General features: G+C 36.8%; 21 protein-coding genes and 2 other annotated features. All 21 genes read right to left on the bottom strand.

Annotated elements, in window-relative coordinates; genetic code table 11:
* Positions 1-341 precede the first annotated feature (341 nt).
* Complete coding sequence (locus DS745_RS04465) at positions 342-950, bottom strand: class I SAM-dependent methyltransferase (protein ID WP_129077074.1); 609 nt, start codon at positions 948-950, stop codon at positions 342-344.
* Between the two features lie 128 nt (positions 951-1078).
* Entirely contained in the window at positions 1079-1441 is a 363-nt protein-coding gene (rplL, locus tag DS745_RS04460) for a 50S ribosomal protein L7/L12 (RefSeq protein ID WP_129077073.1), read from the bottom strand.
* Between the two features lie 47 nt (positions 1442-1488).
* Complete coding sequence (gene rplJ, locus DS745_RS04455; RefSeq protein WP_129077072.1) at positions 1489-2004, bottom strand: 50S ribosomal protein L10; 516 nt, start codon at positions 2002-2004, stop codon at positions 1489-1491.
* A 102-nt stretch (positions 2005-2106) separates the two neighbouring features.
* Positions 2107-2240, bottom strand: a sequence feature (ribosomal protein L10 leader region).
* Positions 2241-2283: 43 nt separating this feature from the next.
* Positions 2284-2979: a 50S ribosomal protein L1 gene (gene rplA / locus DS745_RS04450; protein ID WP_129077070.1), complete on the bottom strand. Its 696-nt coding sequence runs from the start codon at positions 2977-2979 to the stop codon at positions 2284-2286.
* A 119-nt stretch (positions 2980-3098) separates the two neighbouring features.
* Complete coding sequence (gene rplK, locus DS745_RS04445; RefSeq protein WP_071315258.1) at positions 3099-3524, bottom strand: 50S ribosomal protein L11; 426 nt, start codon at positions 3522-3524, stop codon at positions 3099-3101.
* Positions 3525-3679: 155 nt separating this feature from the next.
* Positions 3680-4213, bottom strand: coding sequence for a transcription termination/antitermination protein NusG (nusG, locus tag DS745_RS04440; protein ID WP_129077068.1), 534 nt, complete (start codon positions 4211-4213; stop codon positions 3680-3682).
* Positions 4214-4334: 121 nt separating this feature from the next.
* Positions 4335-4529 carry a preprotein translocase subunit SecE gene (secE, locus tag DS745_RS04435; RefSeq protein ID WP_129077067.1) on the bottom strand — a complete coding sequence of 65 codons (195 nt, stop codon included), beginning with the start codon at positions 4527-4529 and terminating at the stop codon, positions 4335-4337.
* 152 nt (positions 4530-4681) lie between these two features.
* Positions 4682-4831: a 50S ribosomal protein L33 gene (gene rpmG, locus DS745_RS04430; protein WP_129077066.1), complete on the bottom strand. Its 150-nt coding sequence runs from the start codon at positions 4829-4831 to the stop codon at positions 4682-4684.
* Positions 4832-5247: 416 nt separating this feature from the next.
* Entirely contained in the window at positions 5248-5898 is a 651-nt protein-coding gene (sigH, locus tag DS745_RS04425; protein ID WP_129077064.1) for an RNA polymerase sporulation sigma factor SigH, read from the bottom strand.
* Positions 5899-6099: 201 nt separating this feature from the next.
* The gene (locus DS745_RS04420) at positions 6100-6612 is read right to left on the bottom strand and encodes an NYN domain-containing protein (protein WP_129077063.1); all 513 of its coding nucleotides are present in this window, start codon (positions 6610-6612) and stop codon (positions 6100-6102) included.
* A 1-nt stretch (position 6613) separates the two neighbouring features.
* Positions 6614-7363: a 23S rRNA (guanosine(2251)-2'-O)-methyltransferase RlmB gene (gene rlmB / locus DS745_RS04415; protein WP_129077061.1), complete on the bottom strand. Its 750-nt coding sequence runs from the start codon at positions 7361-7363 to the stop codon at positions 6614-6616.
* A complete protein-coding gene (locus DS745_RS04410; RefSeq protein ID WP_129077136.1) occupies positions 7356-7784 on the bottom strand; it encodes a Mini-ribonuclease 3 in 429 nt (142 codons plus the stop codon). Before DS745_RS04410 ends, rlmB begins: the two co-directional genes overlap by 8 nt.
* A gap of 9 nt (positions 7785-7793) precedes the next feature.
* Complete coding sequence (gene cysS / locus DS745_RS04405; protein ID WP_129077060.1) at positions 7794-9194, bottom strand: cysteine--tRNA ligase; 1401 nt, start codon at positions 9192-9194, stop codon at positions 7794-7796.
* Between the two features lie 123 nt (positions 9195-9317).
* Positions 9318-9956, bottom strand: coding sequence for a serine O-acetyltransferase (cysE, locus tag DS745_RS04400; RefSeq protein WP_129077058.1), 639 nt, complete (start codon positions 9954-9956; stop codon positions 9318-9320).
* 77 nt (positions 9957-10033) lie between these two features.
* Positions 10034-10249 (bottom strand) — a binding site (T-box leader).
* Positions 10247-11701, bottom strand: a complete 1455-nt coding sequence (gltX, locus tag DS745_RS04395) for a glutamate--tRNA ligase (RefSeq protein WP_206662912.1) — start codon at positions 11699-11701, stop codon at positions 10247-10249. It overlaps the preceding feature by 3 nt.
* A gap of 132 nt (positions 11702-11833) precedes the next feature.
* The gene (gene ispF / locus DS745_RS04390) at positions 11834-12307 is read right to left on the bottom strand and encodes a 2-C-methyl-D-erythritol 2,4-cyclodiphosphate synthase (RefSeq protein ID WP_129077055.1); all 474 of its coding nucleotides are present in this window, start codon (positions 12305-12307) and stop codon (positions 11834-11836) included.
* A complete protein-coding gene (gene ispD / locus DS745_RS04385) occupies positions 12304-12999 on the bottom strand; it encodes a 2-C-methyl-D-erythritol 4-phosphate cytidylyltransferase (RefSeq protein ID WP_129077135.1) in 696 nt (231 codons plus the stop codon). The genes ispF and ispD overlap by 4 nt, the downstream gene beginning before the upstream one ends.
* Positions 13000-13155: 156 nt before the next feature.
* Positions 13156-14244 carry a PIN/TRAM domain-containing protein gene (locus tag DS745_RS04380; protein WP_129077054.1) on the bottom strand — a complete coding sequence of 363 codons (1089 nt, stop codon included), beginning with the start codon at positions 14242-14244 and terminating at the stop codon, positions 13156-13158.
* A gap of 194 nt (positions 14245-14438) precedes the next feature.
* Entirely contained in the window at positions 14439-15512 is a 1074-nt protein-coding gene (gene disA / locus DS745_RS04375) for a DNA integrity scanning diadenylate cyclase DisA (RefSeq protein ID WP_129077052.1), read from the bottom strand.
* Between the two features lie 4 nt (positions 15513-15516).
* Positions 15517-16890 carry a DNA repair protein RadA gene (gene radA, locus DS745_RS04370; RefSeq protein WP_129077050.1) on the bottom strand — a complete coding sequence of 458 codons (1374 nt, stop codon included), beginning with the start codon at positions 16888-16890 and terminating at the stop codon, positions 15517-15519.
* A gap of 171 nt (positions 16891-17061) precedes the next feature.
* A partial coding sequence (locus DS745_RS04365; RefSeq protein WP_153188168.1) for an IS3 family transposase occupies positions 17062-17149 on the bottom strand: 88 nt, incomplete at its 5' end.

Genomic DNA, 17149 nt, shown 5'->3' with positions numbered 1-17149 from the left:
TATCTTATAAAGAAAAAGAAAAAGGGTTTTTCACTTAAAAAAACCACATTCATAAAGGCCTTTTTCGAAAGTAAGCACAAGTACCAACCCATGGTTCTAGGCTAAACAAATTAAAAAAGACCAATTTGTTTCAAACACATTTCTTTCTCTAAGTTGTAGTCAAACTATGTACCTATGTGTCCAAGGCAATTACCTAAAATAGCATATTAATGGTAGGATTGATTATATTAGTCTGCCCAAAAAATGGATATTTAAACAGTAAAAATATGATTGACTTTTGAGAAAAAATGAGTTTAAAACGATATTCATACGCATTAAATAACACTAACACAAATGAATTTTTAAGTCAATTGTTTTTTTGCGCGAATAATATAATAACCTTTTGACTTTTTTTGTATTTGAACTTCTCCAAATAACTCTTCTAATTTTTCAATAGCAGAAGGAGCACCTTGCTTCTTTTGAATAACAATCCACAACTCCCCCATATTTTCTAAATGATCATAAGCCTCTTCAAATAATTGATGAATAACCTTTTTTCCAGCTCTAATAGGAGGATTAGATAGGATCGAAGCAAAGCTTTTTCCTTCAAGCGCATTTAGTAGATTGCTTTTTTTAATGGAAACGTTCGTGATATCGTTAAGCTTCGCATTAAGTTCGGATAATTCTAATGCTCTTTCGTTCATATCAACCATTACTAGATTTCTATCTTGTCCTTCCTTAGCCAAAGTTAATCCAATTGGACCATAACCACAACCCACATCTAAAATGTCTCCCTCTATCGATGGGTACTGATATACTTCTAGTAACAAGCGAGTACCAAAATCTACTTCTTTCTTTGAAAATACTCCCGCATCAGATGTAAACACCATTTTAATTCCCCGTAACTCAGAGTCCCATTTTTTACGAGAACTTTCAACCGTCGGTTTTTCTGAATAATAGTGATTCGACACGTTTTATCACACCTTTACTTTATTCACCAAGATTCATTATGTTTATTCTCTTGCTGATCTATACTTTTAGCATCTTACTTTTTATATAAATTAAAAAAACTCGCATAAATGCGAGTTTTTTCATTAAATTACTTAACGTCTACAGCAGCGCCAGCTTCTTCAAGCTTAGCTTTCATAGCGTCAGCGTCTTCTTTAGATACGCCTTCTTTAAGTGGAGCTGGAGCACCATCAACTAATGCTTTAGCTTCTTTTAATCCTAATCCAGTTAACTCACGAACAACTTTGATAACGTTGATTTTAGAAGCACCAGCAGATGTAAGGATTACATCAAACTCAGTTTGCTCAGCTTCAGCAGCAGCAGCACCGCCACCAACCATAGCTACAGGAGCAGCTGCAGTTACGCCAAACTCTTCTTCGATTGCTTTTACAAGGTCATTTAATTCTAAAACAGTCATTTCTTTGATTGCTTCTAAGATTTGCTCTTTACTCATTTTATATTTCCTCCTAGTTATAAGTTAAATTTAATTTTATCGGGCTATTAAGCACCTTGGTCTTCTTTTTGTTCAGCAACAGCTTTTGTAACCAATGCAAAGTTACGCATTGGAGCTTGAAGAACGCTAAGCAACATAGAAAGTAAACCTTCTCTTGAAGGAAGTTCAGCAAGTGCTTTAACTTCTTCTAATGAAGCAAATCGACCTTCGATAATACCTGCTTTAATTTCTAATGCATCGTTCTTTTTCGCGAAGTCATTAAGGATTTTAGCAGGAGCAATTACGTCTTCGTTACTGAAAGCAATAGCCGTCGGTCCTACTAAAACTGAGTCAAGGTCAGTTAACTCAACTTCTGCAGTTGCACGACGTGTCATAGAGTTTTTATATACTTTAAACTCAACATTCGCTTCACGAAGTTGCTTACGTAATTCAGTTACCTGAGCAACATTTAAACCACGGTAGTCAACAACTACTGTTGCTTTGCTGTCACGAAGCTTCGTTGCGATCTCAGAAACTAATACTTGTTTTTGTCCGAATTGTTGTTTTTGTTCACGTACGCTCATATTTACACCTCCTATGATTATTAGAAAATCTTAAGGCATGCCCAAGGTCTTCTATTCACTATCTGTTCGATAGTAGTAAAACCATACCGTTTTTTTGAGGTGATCCTTATAGGAAAAGCCTCCATGCAGACACACGGAGGCTTTTGTTATATTGATTAGATCAACATTTAACAAACCTCGGTAGGAAATTAAGCGTTAGACGCACCTACTGTCTACGGTATGAATTATTCAATTCACAATGGCTAGTATATCTTGTATTAAAGCCTGAGTCAACTGGAACTATTTAGTAGCAGATGAAACGTTAACTTTAATTCCAGGTCCCATTGTTGAAGCTACTGCGATATTTTTCATGTAAGTTCCCTTAGCAGCTGCAGGTTTAACTTTAACTAAAGTTTCAACTACAGTTGATAAGTTTTCAACTAACTTGTTTGTATCGAAAGAAACTTTTCCGATTGGTGCGTGGATGTTTCCAGCTTTATCAACACGGTACTCGATTTTACCAGCTTTGATTTCATTAACAGCTCTTTCAACTTCGAAAGTAACAGTTCCTGTTTTAGGGTTCGGCATTAAACCTTTAGGTCCTAATACACGTCCAAGTTTACCAACTTGACCCATCATGTCAGGAGTCGCTACTACTACATCAAAGTCAAACCAACCTTGAGCGATTTTGTTGATGTAGTCCTCATCACCAACATAGTCAGCTCCAGCTGCTTCTGCTTCTTTTGCTTTTTCGCCTTTAGCGAATACTAACACACGTTGAACTTTACCAGTTCCGTGTGGAAGAACAACTGCACCACGAATTTGTTGGTCAGCTTTCTTAGGGTCTACACCCAATCTAAATGCAACTTCAACTGTCTCATCAAACGATGCTACTGAAGTTTTTTTCACTAATTCAATTGCTTCTTCAACAGGGTAAGATTTTGTGCGATCAACAAGCTTTGCAGCCTCTTGATACTTTTTACCTTTTTTAGCCAATTTTATTTCCTCCTTGATTGTGGTTTTAGCGGTAGTACCTCCCACTAATAAAGGTTGCGCGCTCAAAAAACTGAGCCTAATCGCAACCCTCCTAAGTCCCTTCATTTAGTAACAAGGGATTAGTCTTCAATAACAATTCCCATACTACGTGCAGTACCTTCAACCATACGCATTGCTGACTCAACGTTAGCAGCGTTTAGGTCTGGCATCTTTTGTTCTGCGATTTCGCGAACTTTATCACGCTTAACAGTTGCTACTTTTTTACGATTTGGCTCACCAGATCCGCTTTGGATACCAGCAGCTACTTTAAGTAATACTGCAGCAGGTGGAGTTTTCGTAATAAATGTAAATGAACGGTCTTCAAATACCGTAATTTCAACCGGGATAATTAAACCAGCTTGATCAGCAGTACGAGCGTTAAATTCTTTACAGAATCCCATAATGTTAACTCCCGCTTGACCTAGTGCAGGTCCAACTGGCGGTGCTGGATTAGCTTTCCCAGCAGGAATTTGTAACTTTACCATTTTTATAACCTTTTTAGCCACGCGACACACCTCCTTAAGTCCGTGATGTGGTAACCGGATCCTAGAATTGATCCTCCCACTCAATTTACTTTCTATTCGAAAGTTGTTCTATTAACTCGCGTTTAAGAACATATAAGATATTATCATTTTAAAAGTAAGAAAGCAAGTTATAAATTTTAGATTTTTTCTACTTGAGTAAAATCTAATTCAACTGGCGTCTCACGACCAAACATATTAACATGAACCTTGATTTTTCTTTTCTCAATTGAAATTTCCTCAATCGAGCCAACAAAGTTCGCGAAAGGACCTTCTTTAACCTTTACTGATTCCTTAAGTTCAAAGTCAATCTCTTCACGTGGTTCTTCAACACCCATTTGACGTAAGATAGCTTCTACTTCTTCTGGTAACAGCGCTGTTGGTTTTGAACCCGCACCCGCTGAACCAACAAACCCAGTTACACCAGGAGTGTTTCGAACTACATACCATGAGTCATCAGTCATGACCATCTCTACTAATACGTAGCCTGGAAAGACTTTACGAGTTACAGACTTTGTTTTTCCGTTTTTTGTTTCTGTCTCTTCTTCAACAGGAACAAGCACTCGGAAGATCTTGTCTGCCATGTCCATTGACTCAACACGCTTTTCTAAATTTGCTTTTACTTTGTTCTCATAACCTGAGTAAGTATGAACAACATACCAATTCTTCTCCATAATGAACAGGACCTTTTCGTCCTTCCCTCCTCTATGGACCAATCCTACTTAAAGAGGATGTTCAAAAAAGCAGGCATACACTCCTTTTTGAACGAACTCTTATTATAAAAGGATAGACCAATTATCCTAAAATAAAGCGAACTAAACTAGAAATACCTAAGTCAACAACCGCAAAGAAAATTGCTATAAAAATTACCGTAGCAACTACTACTGCAGTATATCGAGTTAATTCTTTACGAGTAGGCCAAGATACTCTTTTAAGTTCCTTTACTACATCACGAAAAAATTGACCTGTTTTTTTAACTGTTTCAGCCATTCAAGCCACCTCCACCCTTTAAACACTAACTTAAATTAAATCTGTATATACTTAATAAAAGCAAGTCAGGGGAAAAAATTATGCTTGCGATACAAGTTAATTTTTCTAACCCTTTATACATATGCTTGTACAAATATGCACTGAATACAAGATTACTTTGTTTCAAGATGAAGGGTATGCTCGTTACAAACCTTGCAGAATTTCTTCATTTCTGTTCTTTCTGCAGTCGTAGCGTTGTTCTTTTCTGTTGTATAGTTACGAGACTTACAAATATCGCATGCAAGAACTATTTTCTTACGCATCTATACTACCCCTATCTTACAAATGAGAATATTCACATACTAATAAACCATATCATAGGGCCTAAACAGTGTCAATAACGTCTTATATCAGTGTAACCAATATTACCCTACTTAAAACCCTCTTGGTAATGTAGAATGTAGAATGTAAAATGAAGAATGTTTTTGTAGTGCTTCGAAGCATCACTATAATAATTCATAATTCTTAATTCATAATTCATAATTCATAATTCATAATTCATAATTCATAATTCTTAATTCTTAATTCTTAATTCTCAATTCTCAATTCTCAATTCTTAATTCTTAATTCTTAATTCTTAATTCTTAATTCTTAATTCTTAATTCTCAATTCTTAATTCTCAATTCTTAATTCTTAATTCTTAATTCTTAATTTAAAAAACAGGGCTCGCCCTGTTTTTTTAAATGCTTATTCCTTTTAACTCTACATAACGCTCTAGCTTTCGCTTTACTCTTTGCAAAGCGTTATCAATAGATTTAACATGTCTTTTTAAATCAACAGAAATTTCCTGATACGATCTACCATCCAAATATAACATTAATACTTTTCTTTCGAGGTCACTTAATATCTCACCCATTTTAAGTTCAATATCATCGAACTCTTCTTGATTAATAAGGAGTTCTTCTGGGTCAGTTACACGTGTTCCGGAAATGACGTCAAGGAGTGTGCGATCACTCTCTTCATCATAAATCGGTCGATCCAAAGATACATAGGAATTTAAAGGAATATGCTTTTGTCTCGTTGCTGTCTTTATTGCAGTAATGATTTGCCTTGTAATACAAAGCTCGGCAAATGCTTTAAACGAAGACAGCTTGTCCCCTTTAAAATCGCGAATTGCCTTATAAAGCCCAATCATTCCTTCTTGCACTATGTCTTCATGGTCAGCACCAATTAAGAAGTACGATCTCGCTTTAGCCCTAACGAAGTTCTTATACTTGTTAATTAGGTATTCTAAAGCACCACTATCTCCCTCGCGAACATAGTCTACTAAGTACTCATCTTCCATTTGTTCAAAGTCAGCATTTGTGATTTCCTTGAGTTCTATGCTCACCATCATCCCTCCGACCTTCGATGAATTGTATACGTTTAAAAAGGGAGTTATTAAGCGAAAGTGGGTTATGTAAATTCCCTAATACTACCACCGAAAAATAAAAGATTTATTAGTAGTACGATACTTGTAACCTTTTTAAACAAAACCAATTACCTAAATATAGAAATATTATATAGTATAGTTTTAAGGCTCGTCAACCGCTTACATGTCCCCTCGACGCCATTTTTCAAAAATTTCTGCCATTTCGTCAGAAATCGGAATTTTCGTTGTGTTTTCGCGTTTTTTCGACTTTCTTACTTCTTTGTCGATCCCTTTTTTTACAATACCCATTTCTACTCGGAGTTCTCTCGCTGACTTACGTAATGCACCATACCCAAATGTAACTGACTGTTCAACAAAATCGGATGTAGCAACATACACCTGTGTATCAATACGTTTTAGCTTTTTTACTAACTTCTCAATCCGTTCATCTGCGGTTTCATTCTCTCTTGTATAGATGATCTCTAATCGATAGTTTTTATATTTCTTTCCTATGCCAGGAACCATATGGGCATCAAAAATGATATAAACTTTCATCCCGCTAAAAGCTTGATACTCTGCCATTTTCTCTATTAATTGATCGCGGGCACCCTCTAAATCATCTTTCTTTAACTCTTTTAGTTCTGGCCAATCCCCAATAATGTTGTAGCCATCAACGAGAAGTATCTCAGCCATCTCACTTCGTTCCTATTGGATTACGCTTTCTACGCACCTCATACATCAAAAGACTAGCAGCAACAGATGCATTAAGAGAAGTTACTTTCCCATGCATAGGTATTCCGAGTAAGAAATCACATTTCTCTTTAATTAAACGGCTCATTCCTTTTCCTTCACTACCAATAACTAACCCAATTGGCAAGTCAAAACTAGCTTGTCTAAAATCTGTATCTCCTTTGGCATCGGTGCCGGCAAACCAAAGTCCACGTTTTTTAAGTTCATCCATTGTTCTAGCCAAATTTGTTACTCTTACAACAGGAACATATTCAATTGCACCTGTAGATGCTTTAGCTACAGTAGCCGTTAAACCTACCGCCCGACGTTTAGGAATTATTACTCCGTGAGCACCAGCTGCATCGGCTGTCCGAAGTATAGAGCCGAGGTTATGTGGATCCTCAATTTCATCTAACAACAAGAAGAATGGTTCTTCCCCTTTTTCTTGAGCTTTGATAAATAAATCCTCAAGTTCTGCGTACTCATACGCCGCTACTGATGCAACTATCCCTTGATGATTTTGCGTATCAACTAGTGACTCTAGCTTTTTCTTAGGAACAAATTGAAACTGAATGCCATTTTCCTTAGCTAGGTCAATTACTTGATTTACTTGTCCTTTTTGAGTCCCTTCGCTAATCCAGATTTTATTAATCGTATGACCCGAGCGTAAAGCTTCTAATACTGGATTTTTACCAACAATAAATTCACTACTCATTTGTTTCACTCCCTTCTTCTTTTTCGAGGATAGCAAATGTTCTCGCAATGACTTCGTCTAGCCTCTCGTATCTATTAAGTAAATAAAGATATCCAATTAAAGCCTCGAACGCTGTGCTTAATCGATATGTTTGTAAATCTGTACTTCTGCGAATATTGCCAGGCTTTGCATTTCTACCTCTCATGACAACCGCAACTTCTTCCTCTGATAAAAAATCAGTGGCAAGCAGGCAGTTGATTACTTCTGCCTGCGCCTTTGCTGATACATAACTCGTTGCTTTCTTATGAAGTTGTTGTGGCCTAACTTTCCCCGATGCAATTAGACGATAGCGTACGTAAGTATCAAGAATGGAGTCACCCATATACGCCAAAGCTAATGCATTTAACTGTTGCAAATCGATTGTTGATTCAGTTAATTTCATCATTATTTTCTAAACCCTCTTCCAACGAACTCCTTGTGGTGTATCTTCTAATACAATATTTAAATCTTTTAGCTCATCACGAATTTTATCAGCTAGCGCGAAGTCTTTATTCTTTCTAGCTTCATTTCGTTGTTCAATTAACTTATCAATCTCTTCATCAAGCAGTTCACTCGGAGATGATAAGGCTAAACCAAGTACGTCTGCTAACTCATTAAATACTGCTAAAAAGCGCTCTAGGACAGCCGTTGAAGAATGGTCTTCTCTTAAATAGACATTTGCAAGCTTCGCTAAATCAAATAATGTTGCAATTGCATTAGCGCTATTAAAATCATCATCCATTTCACGGATAAAATTCTCTTTTTCAGCTTCCACTTTTGTTAACCATTCAGTTTCATTATTACCCAGATTAGCCGTTTCTTCTAAACGATATTCCAAATTTTTTACAGCTGTTTTTAAACGTTCTAACCCATTCTTTGCACTACTTAATAGCTCATCGTTAAAATTAATTGGACTCCGATAGTGCGCCATTAGCATAAAAAACCGGATAATTTCAGGATCGTATTTTTTAATAATGTCATGAACTAAAATAAAGTTCCCAAGAGATTTCGACATTTTTTCATTATCAATATTAATATACCCATTATGAAGCCAATAGTTTGCCATCGTTTTACCGGTCATAGCTTCAGATTGAGCAATTTCATTTTCATGGTGAGGGAAAGAAAGGTCTTGACCACCAGCATGTATATCGATCGTATCCCCTAGATATTTCTTGACCATTGCAGAGCACTCAATATGCCACCCTGGTCTTCCTTCTCCCCATGGGCTTTCCCATGAAATTTCTCCTGACTTCGCTTTCTTCCAAAGCGCAAAATCCAACGGGTCTGCCTTCTGTTGTTCAACTTCAATTCTAGCTCCCGACTGAAGGTCGTCGATTGATTGTTGTGAAAGTTTTCCGTAACCTTCAAATTTTCTAGTGCTAAAATAGACATCTCCTCTTACTTCGTAAGCAAAACCTTTATCGATAAGCCCCTGAACAAACTCAATAATTTCAGGCATAGTTTCCGTTACTCGTGGATGATGGTCAGCACACTTTACCCCAAGTGCCCCTACATCTTCAAAATATGCATTAATAAAACGCTCAGCAATTGTTGGGACATCTTCTCCTAATTCCTTTGCCGCATTAATCAATTTGTCATCAACATCTGTGAAGTTAGATATATATGTTACATCATAACCACGAAACTCAAAGTATCTTCGTACCATATCAAATATAATGGCTGGCCTTGCGTTCCCAATATGAATGTAATTATAAACAGTTGGACCGCAGACGTACATTTTTACCTTACCTTCCTCAAGCGGTTTAAAAACTTCTTTCTGCCTCGACAACGTGTTATAAACTTTAATCGCCATTTAGTTACACTCCTCTGAACAAAATTTTGAATTATGAATTGTGAATTATGAATTGGTCTTAGGGCATTGCTTCGAAGTTCAACACCAAAACAATAACCATTCAAAATTGACAATTCCTAATTGTTATTTATTTTTCAGTATCTCTACTTCACTTCTAAGTCGTTTGATTTCTTCTTCTAATTCTTTAAATTTATCTGCAACTGGATCTGGTAAATTGATATGATCCAAGTCCCTACTAATCTTAACGCCATCTTGCATGACGACACGACCTGGAATACCCACAACTGTAGAATTTGGCGGTACTTCTTTTAATACTACTGAACCTGCACCTATTCTAGAATTTTTCCCAATTGTCATTGAACCTAAAATCTTTGCTCCAGATGCGATCAGGACATTATCCTCAATTGTTGGATGTCGTTTACCTTTTTCTTTCCCAGTTCCGCCTAATGTTACACCCTGGTAAATTGTTACATTATCTCCTATCTCACATGTTTCCCCAATGACTACACCCATACCATGATCAATAAATAGTCTTTGGCCAATTACTGCACCAGGGTGAATTTCTATTCCTGTAATAAAACGTGACACTTGTGAAATAAACCTTGCAAGGAAAAACATTCTCTTTTTCCAACACCAATGAGCAAGGCGGTGACACCAAATAGCATGAAGTCCTGAATAGGTAAATATCACTTCTAGTCTACTTCTAGCTGCTGGGTCTTGGTCAAAAACGACATCAATATCATTTCGTAATGTTCTAAACAACCAAACTCTCTCCCTTCAGAACTCCAATTAGGGTTAATATCTTATTAAGTATAAAAAAACGCCTCTGTGCACGAATGCACAGAGACGCTTGATGCGCGGTTCCACTCTGTTTGAGTATTACATACTCCTCTTTGCTCTATAACGGAGAGTACCGCTTCTACTTACTTAGCTCACGCTTTTTAGCAGAAGACTCAGAGGGGCATTTCAAAAGTTTATTCTTAAACTGCTTTCAGCCTAGGCAATTCTCTCTATGAAGAATAAATCTTTTTACTTATCCTCATCAACGTTTTCTATAATAATCCTTGTAGGCGATTTATAACAATTTCTTTTCCTAACAAGCTAATCGCTTGCGGAAGATCAGGTCCGTGTGTTTGTCCTGTGGTGGCTACACGGATTGGCATGAATAACTGCTTGCCTTTTTGTCCAGTCGCTTTTTGAGTTGCTTTTGTTGCAGCCTTGATATCTTCTGCTGTAAAAGTAGTTAGTGCCTCTAACTGAGCTTTAAACTCTGTTAGTACTGTAGGTACTTGCTCCTCTGCTAAAACAGCTTTCGCTTCTTCATTATACTCAATTTCAGACTTAAAGAACAACTCTGTTAGCTCAACAATTTCTGCTCCATAACTCATCTTTTCTTGATGAAGTAAAATTAAGTCGTGGGCCCAAGCTAATTGATCATCAGACATTTCTACTGGAAGTTTACCACTATTAACTAAATGTGGCAATGCCAGTTCAACAACTCTGTCTTGATCTGCCTTCTTCATATATTGATTATTCATCCACTCTAGCTTTTGTGTATCAAAAACAGCCGGAGCTTTAGAAACTCTCTCTAAACTGAACTGTTCAATCAATTCTTCTTTCGTAAAAATCTCTTCTTCTCCTACCGGCGACCAACCTAAAAGTGAAAGAAAGTTTACAAGTGCTTCTGGTAAATAGCCTAGATCACGATATTGCTCTACAAACTGAATAATTGATTCATCACGCTTACTCATTTTTTGACGGTCTTGATTTAGAATTAACGATGCATGAGCAAACTTTGGAGTTTCCCAGCCAAAAGCCTCAAACAACAATACTTGGCGAGGAGCATTTGATAAATGTTCTTCTCCACGAATGACATGAGAAATTTGCATTAAGTGATCATCAACAACTACTGCAAAGTTATACATTGGAATACCATCGCGTCTAGCAATGATAAAATCGCCAATGCCATCTGTTTCAAAGCTTACTCTGCCACGGATAGCATCATCTACCACTACTTCTTGACCTTCAGGAACAAAAAAGCGAACAACAGGCTTGCGTCCCTCTTTTTCATATGCGTCACGCTCTGCTTGTGTTAGGTGACGATCTCGGCCACTATACTTAGGTGTCTCACCTCTTGCTACCTGCTCTTCTCTTTCTTTTTCACTTTCTTCTTCTGTCATGTAGCAGTAATAGGCTTTCCCCATACTAATTAACTTCTCAATGTGTTCTTTGTAAATGTCTAGTCGATCCATACAACGATATGGACCAAATTCACCACCGATATCAACACTTTCATCCCACTCAATTCCTAACCACTTCATGCTCTCTAGTAACTTTTCTTGAGCAGTATCAACATTTCTTGCTTGGTCTGTATCTTCTATACGTACGATAAACTTTCCACCTTGATTACGAGCGAATAAGTAGTTAAATAGTGCAGACCTAGCTCCACCAATATGCAAATGCCCTGTCGGACTTGGGGCAAAACGAACTCTTACTTGTTTTGACATATGTAACACCATCCATTTCCTCATATAACTTTTCTTATTTTATAATGTAGAAGGTAGAATGTAAAATGTAGGATTAGTGTGTGATGTCTTCATAGCAATTCTCACACCATTCTACATCTTGCATTTTTGATTTTATATTTTAACTAATAAAACAGTCGCAAGTGCTGCTATTCCTTCTTCTCTTCCGCAAAATCCTAACTTCTCTGTCGTTGTCGCCTTAACATTGACTTGATCAAGTTCAGCCTCAAGCAAGTCACTGATGCGTTGTCTCATCTGAGGTATATGCGGAGCCATTTTAGGCCTTTGGGCAATAATTGTACAGTCAATGTTCCCTAACTTATACCCCTTTTTCTTTACTAATTCCCAGACATGCGATAAAAGCTTAGCGGAGTCTGCTCCCTTATAAGCAGGATCAGTATCAGGAAAATGTTTACCAATATCTCCTTGGGCAATTGCACCTAAAATTGCATCAGCAACTGTATGCAACAAAACATCAGCATCGGAATGTCCTAATAAGCCCTTTTCATGAGGTATTTCAATTCCACCAATAATTAATGGCCTTCCTTCAACTAACTGATGTACATCATAACCTTGTCCAATTCTCATAACTCAACAGCTCCTCGCTTTACTTGTAAGATAGATCGTGCAAAAACGATGTCCTCTTGCGTTGTTAGCTTTATATTAAAATAATCTCCCATAACGATTGAAACTTTTTTTTGCAAGTTTTCAACCAAACTAGCATCATCAGTACCTAAAAACTGGTTTTCTTCTGCTAACTTATGTGCTTCCAATATAGTTTTTAGGCTGAATGCTTGAGGTGTTTGTGCTGAATATAAACTAGACCGATCTACTGTGTGTGTAATAGTAGACTCAATACATTCTTTTACCGTATCCTTGATTGGTACTGCCAATATCGCAGCATCACTTCTGTCAGTTTCAATGACTAATTTATGTATGAGGTCTTCCTCTACGAATGGACGTGCTCCATCATGGATAAGAACAATCTCACTATCTTTTACGGCCTTTAAACCATTATATACACTATGTTGTCTTTCGCTTCCGCCTGAGACGATTTGTTTCGCTTTCGTAATTCTATATGTATTCGTTAAGTCCCTTATTTGCTCAGCTTCATTCGGATTAGCAACCACAATAATCTCCTTACACCATTCGTCCTGTTGAAAAATTTCTAAGGTGTGAATAATAACAGGCTTGTTTTCTAACTGCAAAAACTGTTTATTGTGATTTAACTTCATCCTCTTTCCTTGGCCAGCCGCAGGGATTACTACTGAATAATTCATCAATCTTTGTTCTCCCATCCACCTAAATAATATATCATCGCTATGATTATAACGAACTCTGCATAAAAAGGAAACGTTAGGTCAGAAAACTCTAACCTAACGTTTTTTAAAAGTTCATTTTGAGGCTTCTAGGCTTTTTGCTTTTACTATAACTATCTATAATGCCTTTTCTAACAATTTTGGCTTTGCAAAGATCATTCTGCCCGCCGATGTTTGTAGTACACTCGTCACTACTACATCAATGTGCTTACCAATATGATCACGGCCACCCTCGACAACGATCATTGTTCCGTCATCTAAATAGGCAATTCCTTGATTATGCTCTTTACCATCTTTAATTACTTGGATATGAAGTTCTTCACCAGGTAAGACAATTGGCTTTACTGCATTTGCTAGATCATTAATGTTCAATACTGGTACTCCTTGAAGATCACAGACCTTATTTAAGTTAAAATCATTTGTAACAACGAGCCCAGAAACTAATTTTGCAAGCTTTACTAATTTACTATCAACCTCTTGTATGTCATCAAAATCGCCTTCATAAATCTCTACATTAATTGATAATTCTTTCTGGATTTTATTCAATATATCTAAGCCACGGCGGCCACGGTTTCTTTTTAGAACGTCCGAAGAATCAGCAATGTGTTGCAATTCTTCAAGTACGAATTGAGGAATTACAAGAGTCCCCTCAAGAAACCCAGTTTGACAAATGTCTGCGATTCTTCCGTCAATAATCACGCTTGTATCTAAAATTTTCAACTCAACACCGTGTCTTTCTTTCACTACTTCATCAATTTCTTTTTTTCTTTCATTTTTTCGTGTGAATAAGTTAACCAATTCATCACGTTTTTTAAATCCAACCTGATACCCTAAATACCCTAATAATATAGTTAAGAAGATTGGTAATACAGAACTAAGTATAGGAAGGTTTATTGTATTTAGAGGTAAGACAATTAAAAACGCAACTATTAGCCCAAAAATGATCCCCATTGTTCCAAATAGAACATCTGTAACAGGAGCCTTAACTAATTTTTCCTCTACTAAACGAATTAAACCTACAACATAATCTGTAATCCAAAATGAAGATAAATAAAATATAATTGCACCGATTGCAGCACCCACATAGGCATTTGTGAACCAATTAGACAACCCAAAATTTAAGATTTGTATTAATTCTGGAACAAATAAATACCCTAATGTTCCACCGATAAAAACAAAGAATAGTTTTACTATCCATCTCAGCATCTATTTCACCTCCTCTATCAGTATAGACATTTATTTCAAAGGTCAAACTTTAAAATGTATGCAATTTTTCTAATTTCTTTGAAGAAATTATCAAATTATACATAGTTTTAAAATAACAAAGTCGGGATTGATTGTCAATTTTTATAAAAATATTTTATTATATCGTCAATATAATCGACAGTCAAGAAATTTCTTCAAATATGTCGATCAATAAATAGCTGTTCTTGTATTCTATTTAGCCCATCTTTAATCTTCTTGGCCCTTGCCTCACCAATTCCGTCTACATCGTCTAGTTCCTCAATTGAAGCTCTCATGATTTGTCTAATATCTTCAAACTTCTCAACTAAATTATCGACTACCACAGGTGGAATACGAGGGATTTTATTTAATATTCGGTAACCTCTAGGGGTAATTGTATGCTCCGAGAAGTTAATATTTTTTGAAAAGCCCAAAAGCTTTACGATGACCTGATCATCAAGTAATTCATCATTTGACAACTTCTTCAAGTGCCGCAAAATCACTTGTTCGTCCTGACTAGGATCTTTGACATAATCTTTAATTAAAAGTCCTGCTTCCTTCTCTACATTAGAGACTAATTCTTCAAGTTGCATGGAAATTAAGCGACCTTCATCCCCAAGTTCATTTACATAATTTAAGATTTCACTTTTAATCCGGAGAACCATTTCAACTCGGTGAATTACTTGAGCAACTTCTTGAAAAGTAACCAACTCTTCAAATTCTAGTGCACCTAAATTAGTAATCCCCTGGTCCAATACAGATTTATACTTTTCTAGTGTTTGAATCGCTTGATTTGCCTTTGTTAATATCACACCAATATCCTTTAATGAATAACGAAACTCACCTTGATAAAGTGTAATTACATTTCGTCGTTGTGATATTGAAATAACTAAATTATTGGTTTGGCGAGCCACTCGCTCGGCTGTCCGATGTCTAATTCCTGTTTCAGATGAAGATATGGAAGGGTTAGGAACGAGTTGGGTATTCGCGTACAGTATTCTCCCGGCGTCTTCACTTAGAATAATGGCTCCATCCATCTTGGCTAATTCATATAAATATGCTGGTGAAAATTCACAATTGATAAAAAAACCGCCATCGACAATGTTCATCATTTCATTGTTATATCCTAATACAATGAGTCCACCTGTTTTTGCCCGTAGTACATTATCAATACCTTCACGCAGTGGTGTACCGGGTGCAACTAATTTTAAAACATCATTTATAAATGCCGTTTTATTACTATGGTCCAACTCCTTAACCCCCCATCAAGATGTCTAAAGCTTCTTTTACTGTAGATACACCCACTACTGATATTCCATTAGGTATATTCCAACCACCAATGTTTTTTTCTGGTATAATTACTCTCTTAAATCCTAGTTTGGCTGCTTCTAGTACCCGTTGCTCAATTCGTGACACTCTGCGGACTTCGCCTGTTAAACCAATTTCTCCAATAGCTACATCTGTTGGACTCGTAGGGTAATCACGAAAACTAGAAGCAATACTAATCGCAATCCCTAAGTCTACAGCTGGTTCATCTAAGCGCACTCCACCAGCCACATTTAAATAGGCATCTTGGTTTTGTAGCAAGAGTCCGACTCGCTTTTCTAGTACAGCCATTAATAATGAAACTCGATTATGATCAATTCCTGTGGCCATTCTCCTAGGGTTACCAAATGTCGTTGGAGAAACTAAAGCTTGTAGTTCCACTAAGACAGTTCTTGTACCTTCCATTGAAGCAACAACGATAGAGCCGGAAGCTCCTTGCGATCGTTCTTCTAGAAAGATCTCCGATGGATTCAAGACTTCCTCAAGACCAACTTCTTTCATTTCAAAAATCCCTATTTCGTTTGTTGAGCCAAATCGATTTTTTACTGCTCTAAGTATTCGATACGTATGGTGACGTTCTCCTTCAAAGTAAAGAACAGAATCAACCATGTGCTCGAGTAATCTCGGCCCCGCAATTGCTCCTTGCTTCGTAACATGGCCAACGATAAAAATAGCAATGCCTTTCGTTTTTGCGACTCTCATTAATGTAGCGGTACTTTCTCTTACCTGTGACACACTTCCCGGTGCTGAAGTAATATCAGCCATATAGACAGTTTGGATAGAATCAATGACTACTAATGCAGGTGTTATTTCATCAATAGCCTTTTCAATAATTTCTAAGTCTGTTTCAGCTAGAACAAATAAGTTACTGGATGTGATATCTAAACGGTCAGCTCTAATTTTTGTCTGTTTTACAGATTCTTCACCAGATATGTACAATACTCTATGATTATTTTGTGCTAACTTGGCTGAAACTTGCAATAATAATGTTGACTTTCCGATCCCAGGATCACCACCGACAAGTACTAATGAGCCCGGAACAATTCCTCCACCTAACACTCGATTAAGCTCTACCATATTGGTACTAATTCTTTGCTCTAAATCACGTTCAATTTCTGTTATTGGTTGTGGCTTCTTACTTGCAGAACCACCAGAGGTAACAAACCCTCTTTTCTTACTATCCTGCTCTTCAAACTCCTCTACCATTGAATTCCAACTTTGGCAGCCAGGGCATTTCCCCATCCATTTCGTTGACTCATAACCACAATCTTGACAAACAAACTTCGTTTTACGTTTCGCCATTGTTACTTCCCTTTCTCATCTATAATTCAGGTAGATATAGTTTAACATAACTAGGCAATTAACTTGTAATGACATGTATATGTTATTTCTCCTATGAATATATGTATTTTGATTAAAAAGCCAGAAGCAAACCTAAACTGTACCCCTTGTAAAGGACATTTTAAAAAAAGACTAGGCAGCGTTAAGAAGATGATCTCTGTACTGTACAGGGGTCATCTTTTTTAAATCCCATTGGTATCTATAATTGTTGTAGTAATTC

It is taken from the genome of Anaerobacillus alkaliphilus (assembly GCF_004116265.1).
In the GTDB taxonomy this organism is placed as follows: Bacteria; Bacillota; Bacilli; order Bacillales; family Anaerobacillaceae; genus Anaerobacillus; species Anaerobacillus alkaliphilus.
This window is presented reverse-complemented; position numbering and strand designations above follow the sequence as displayed.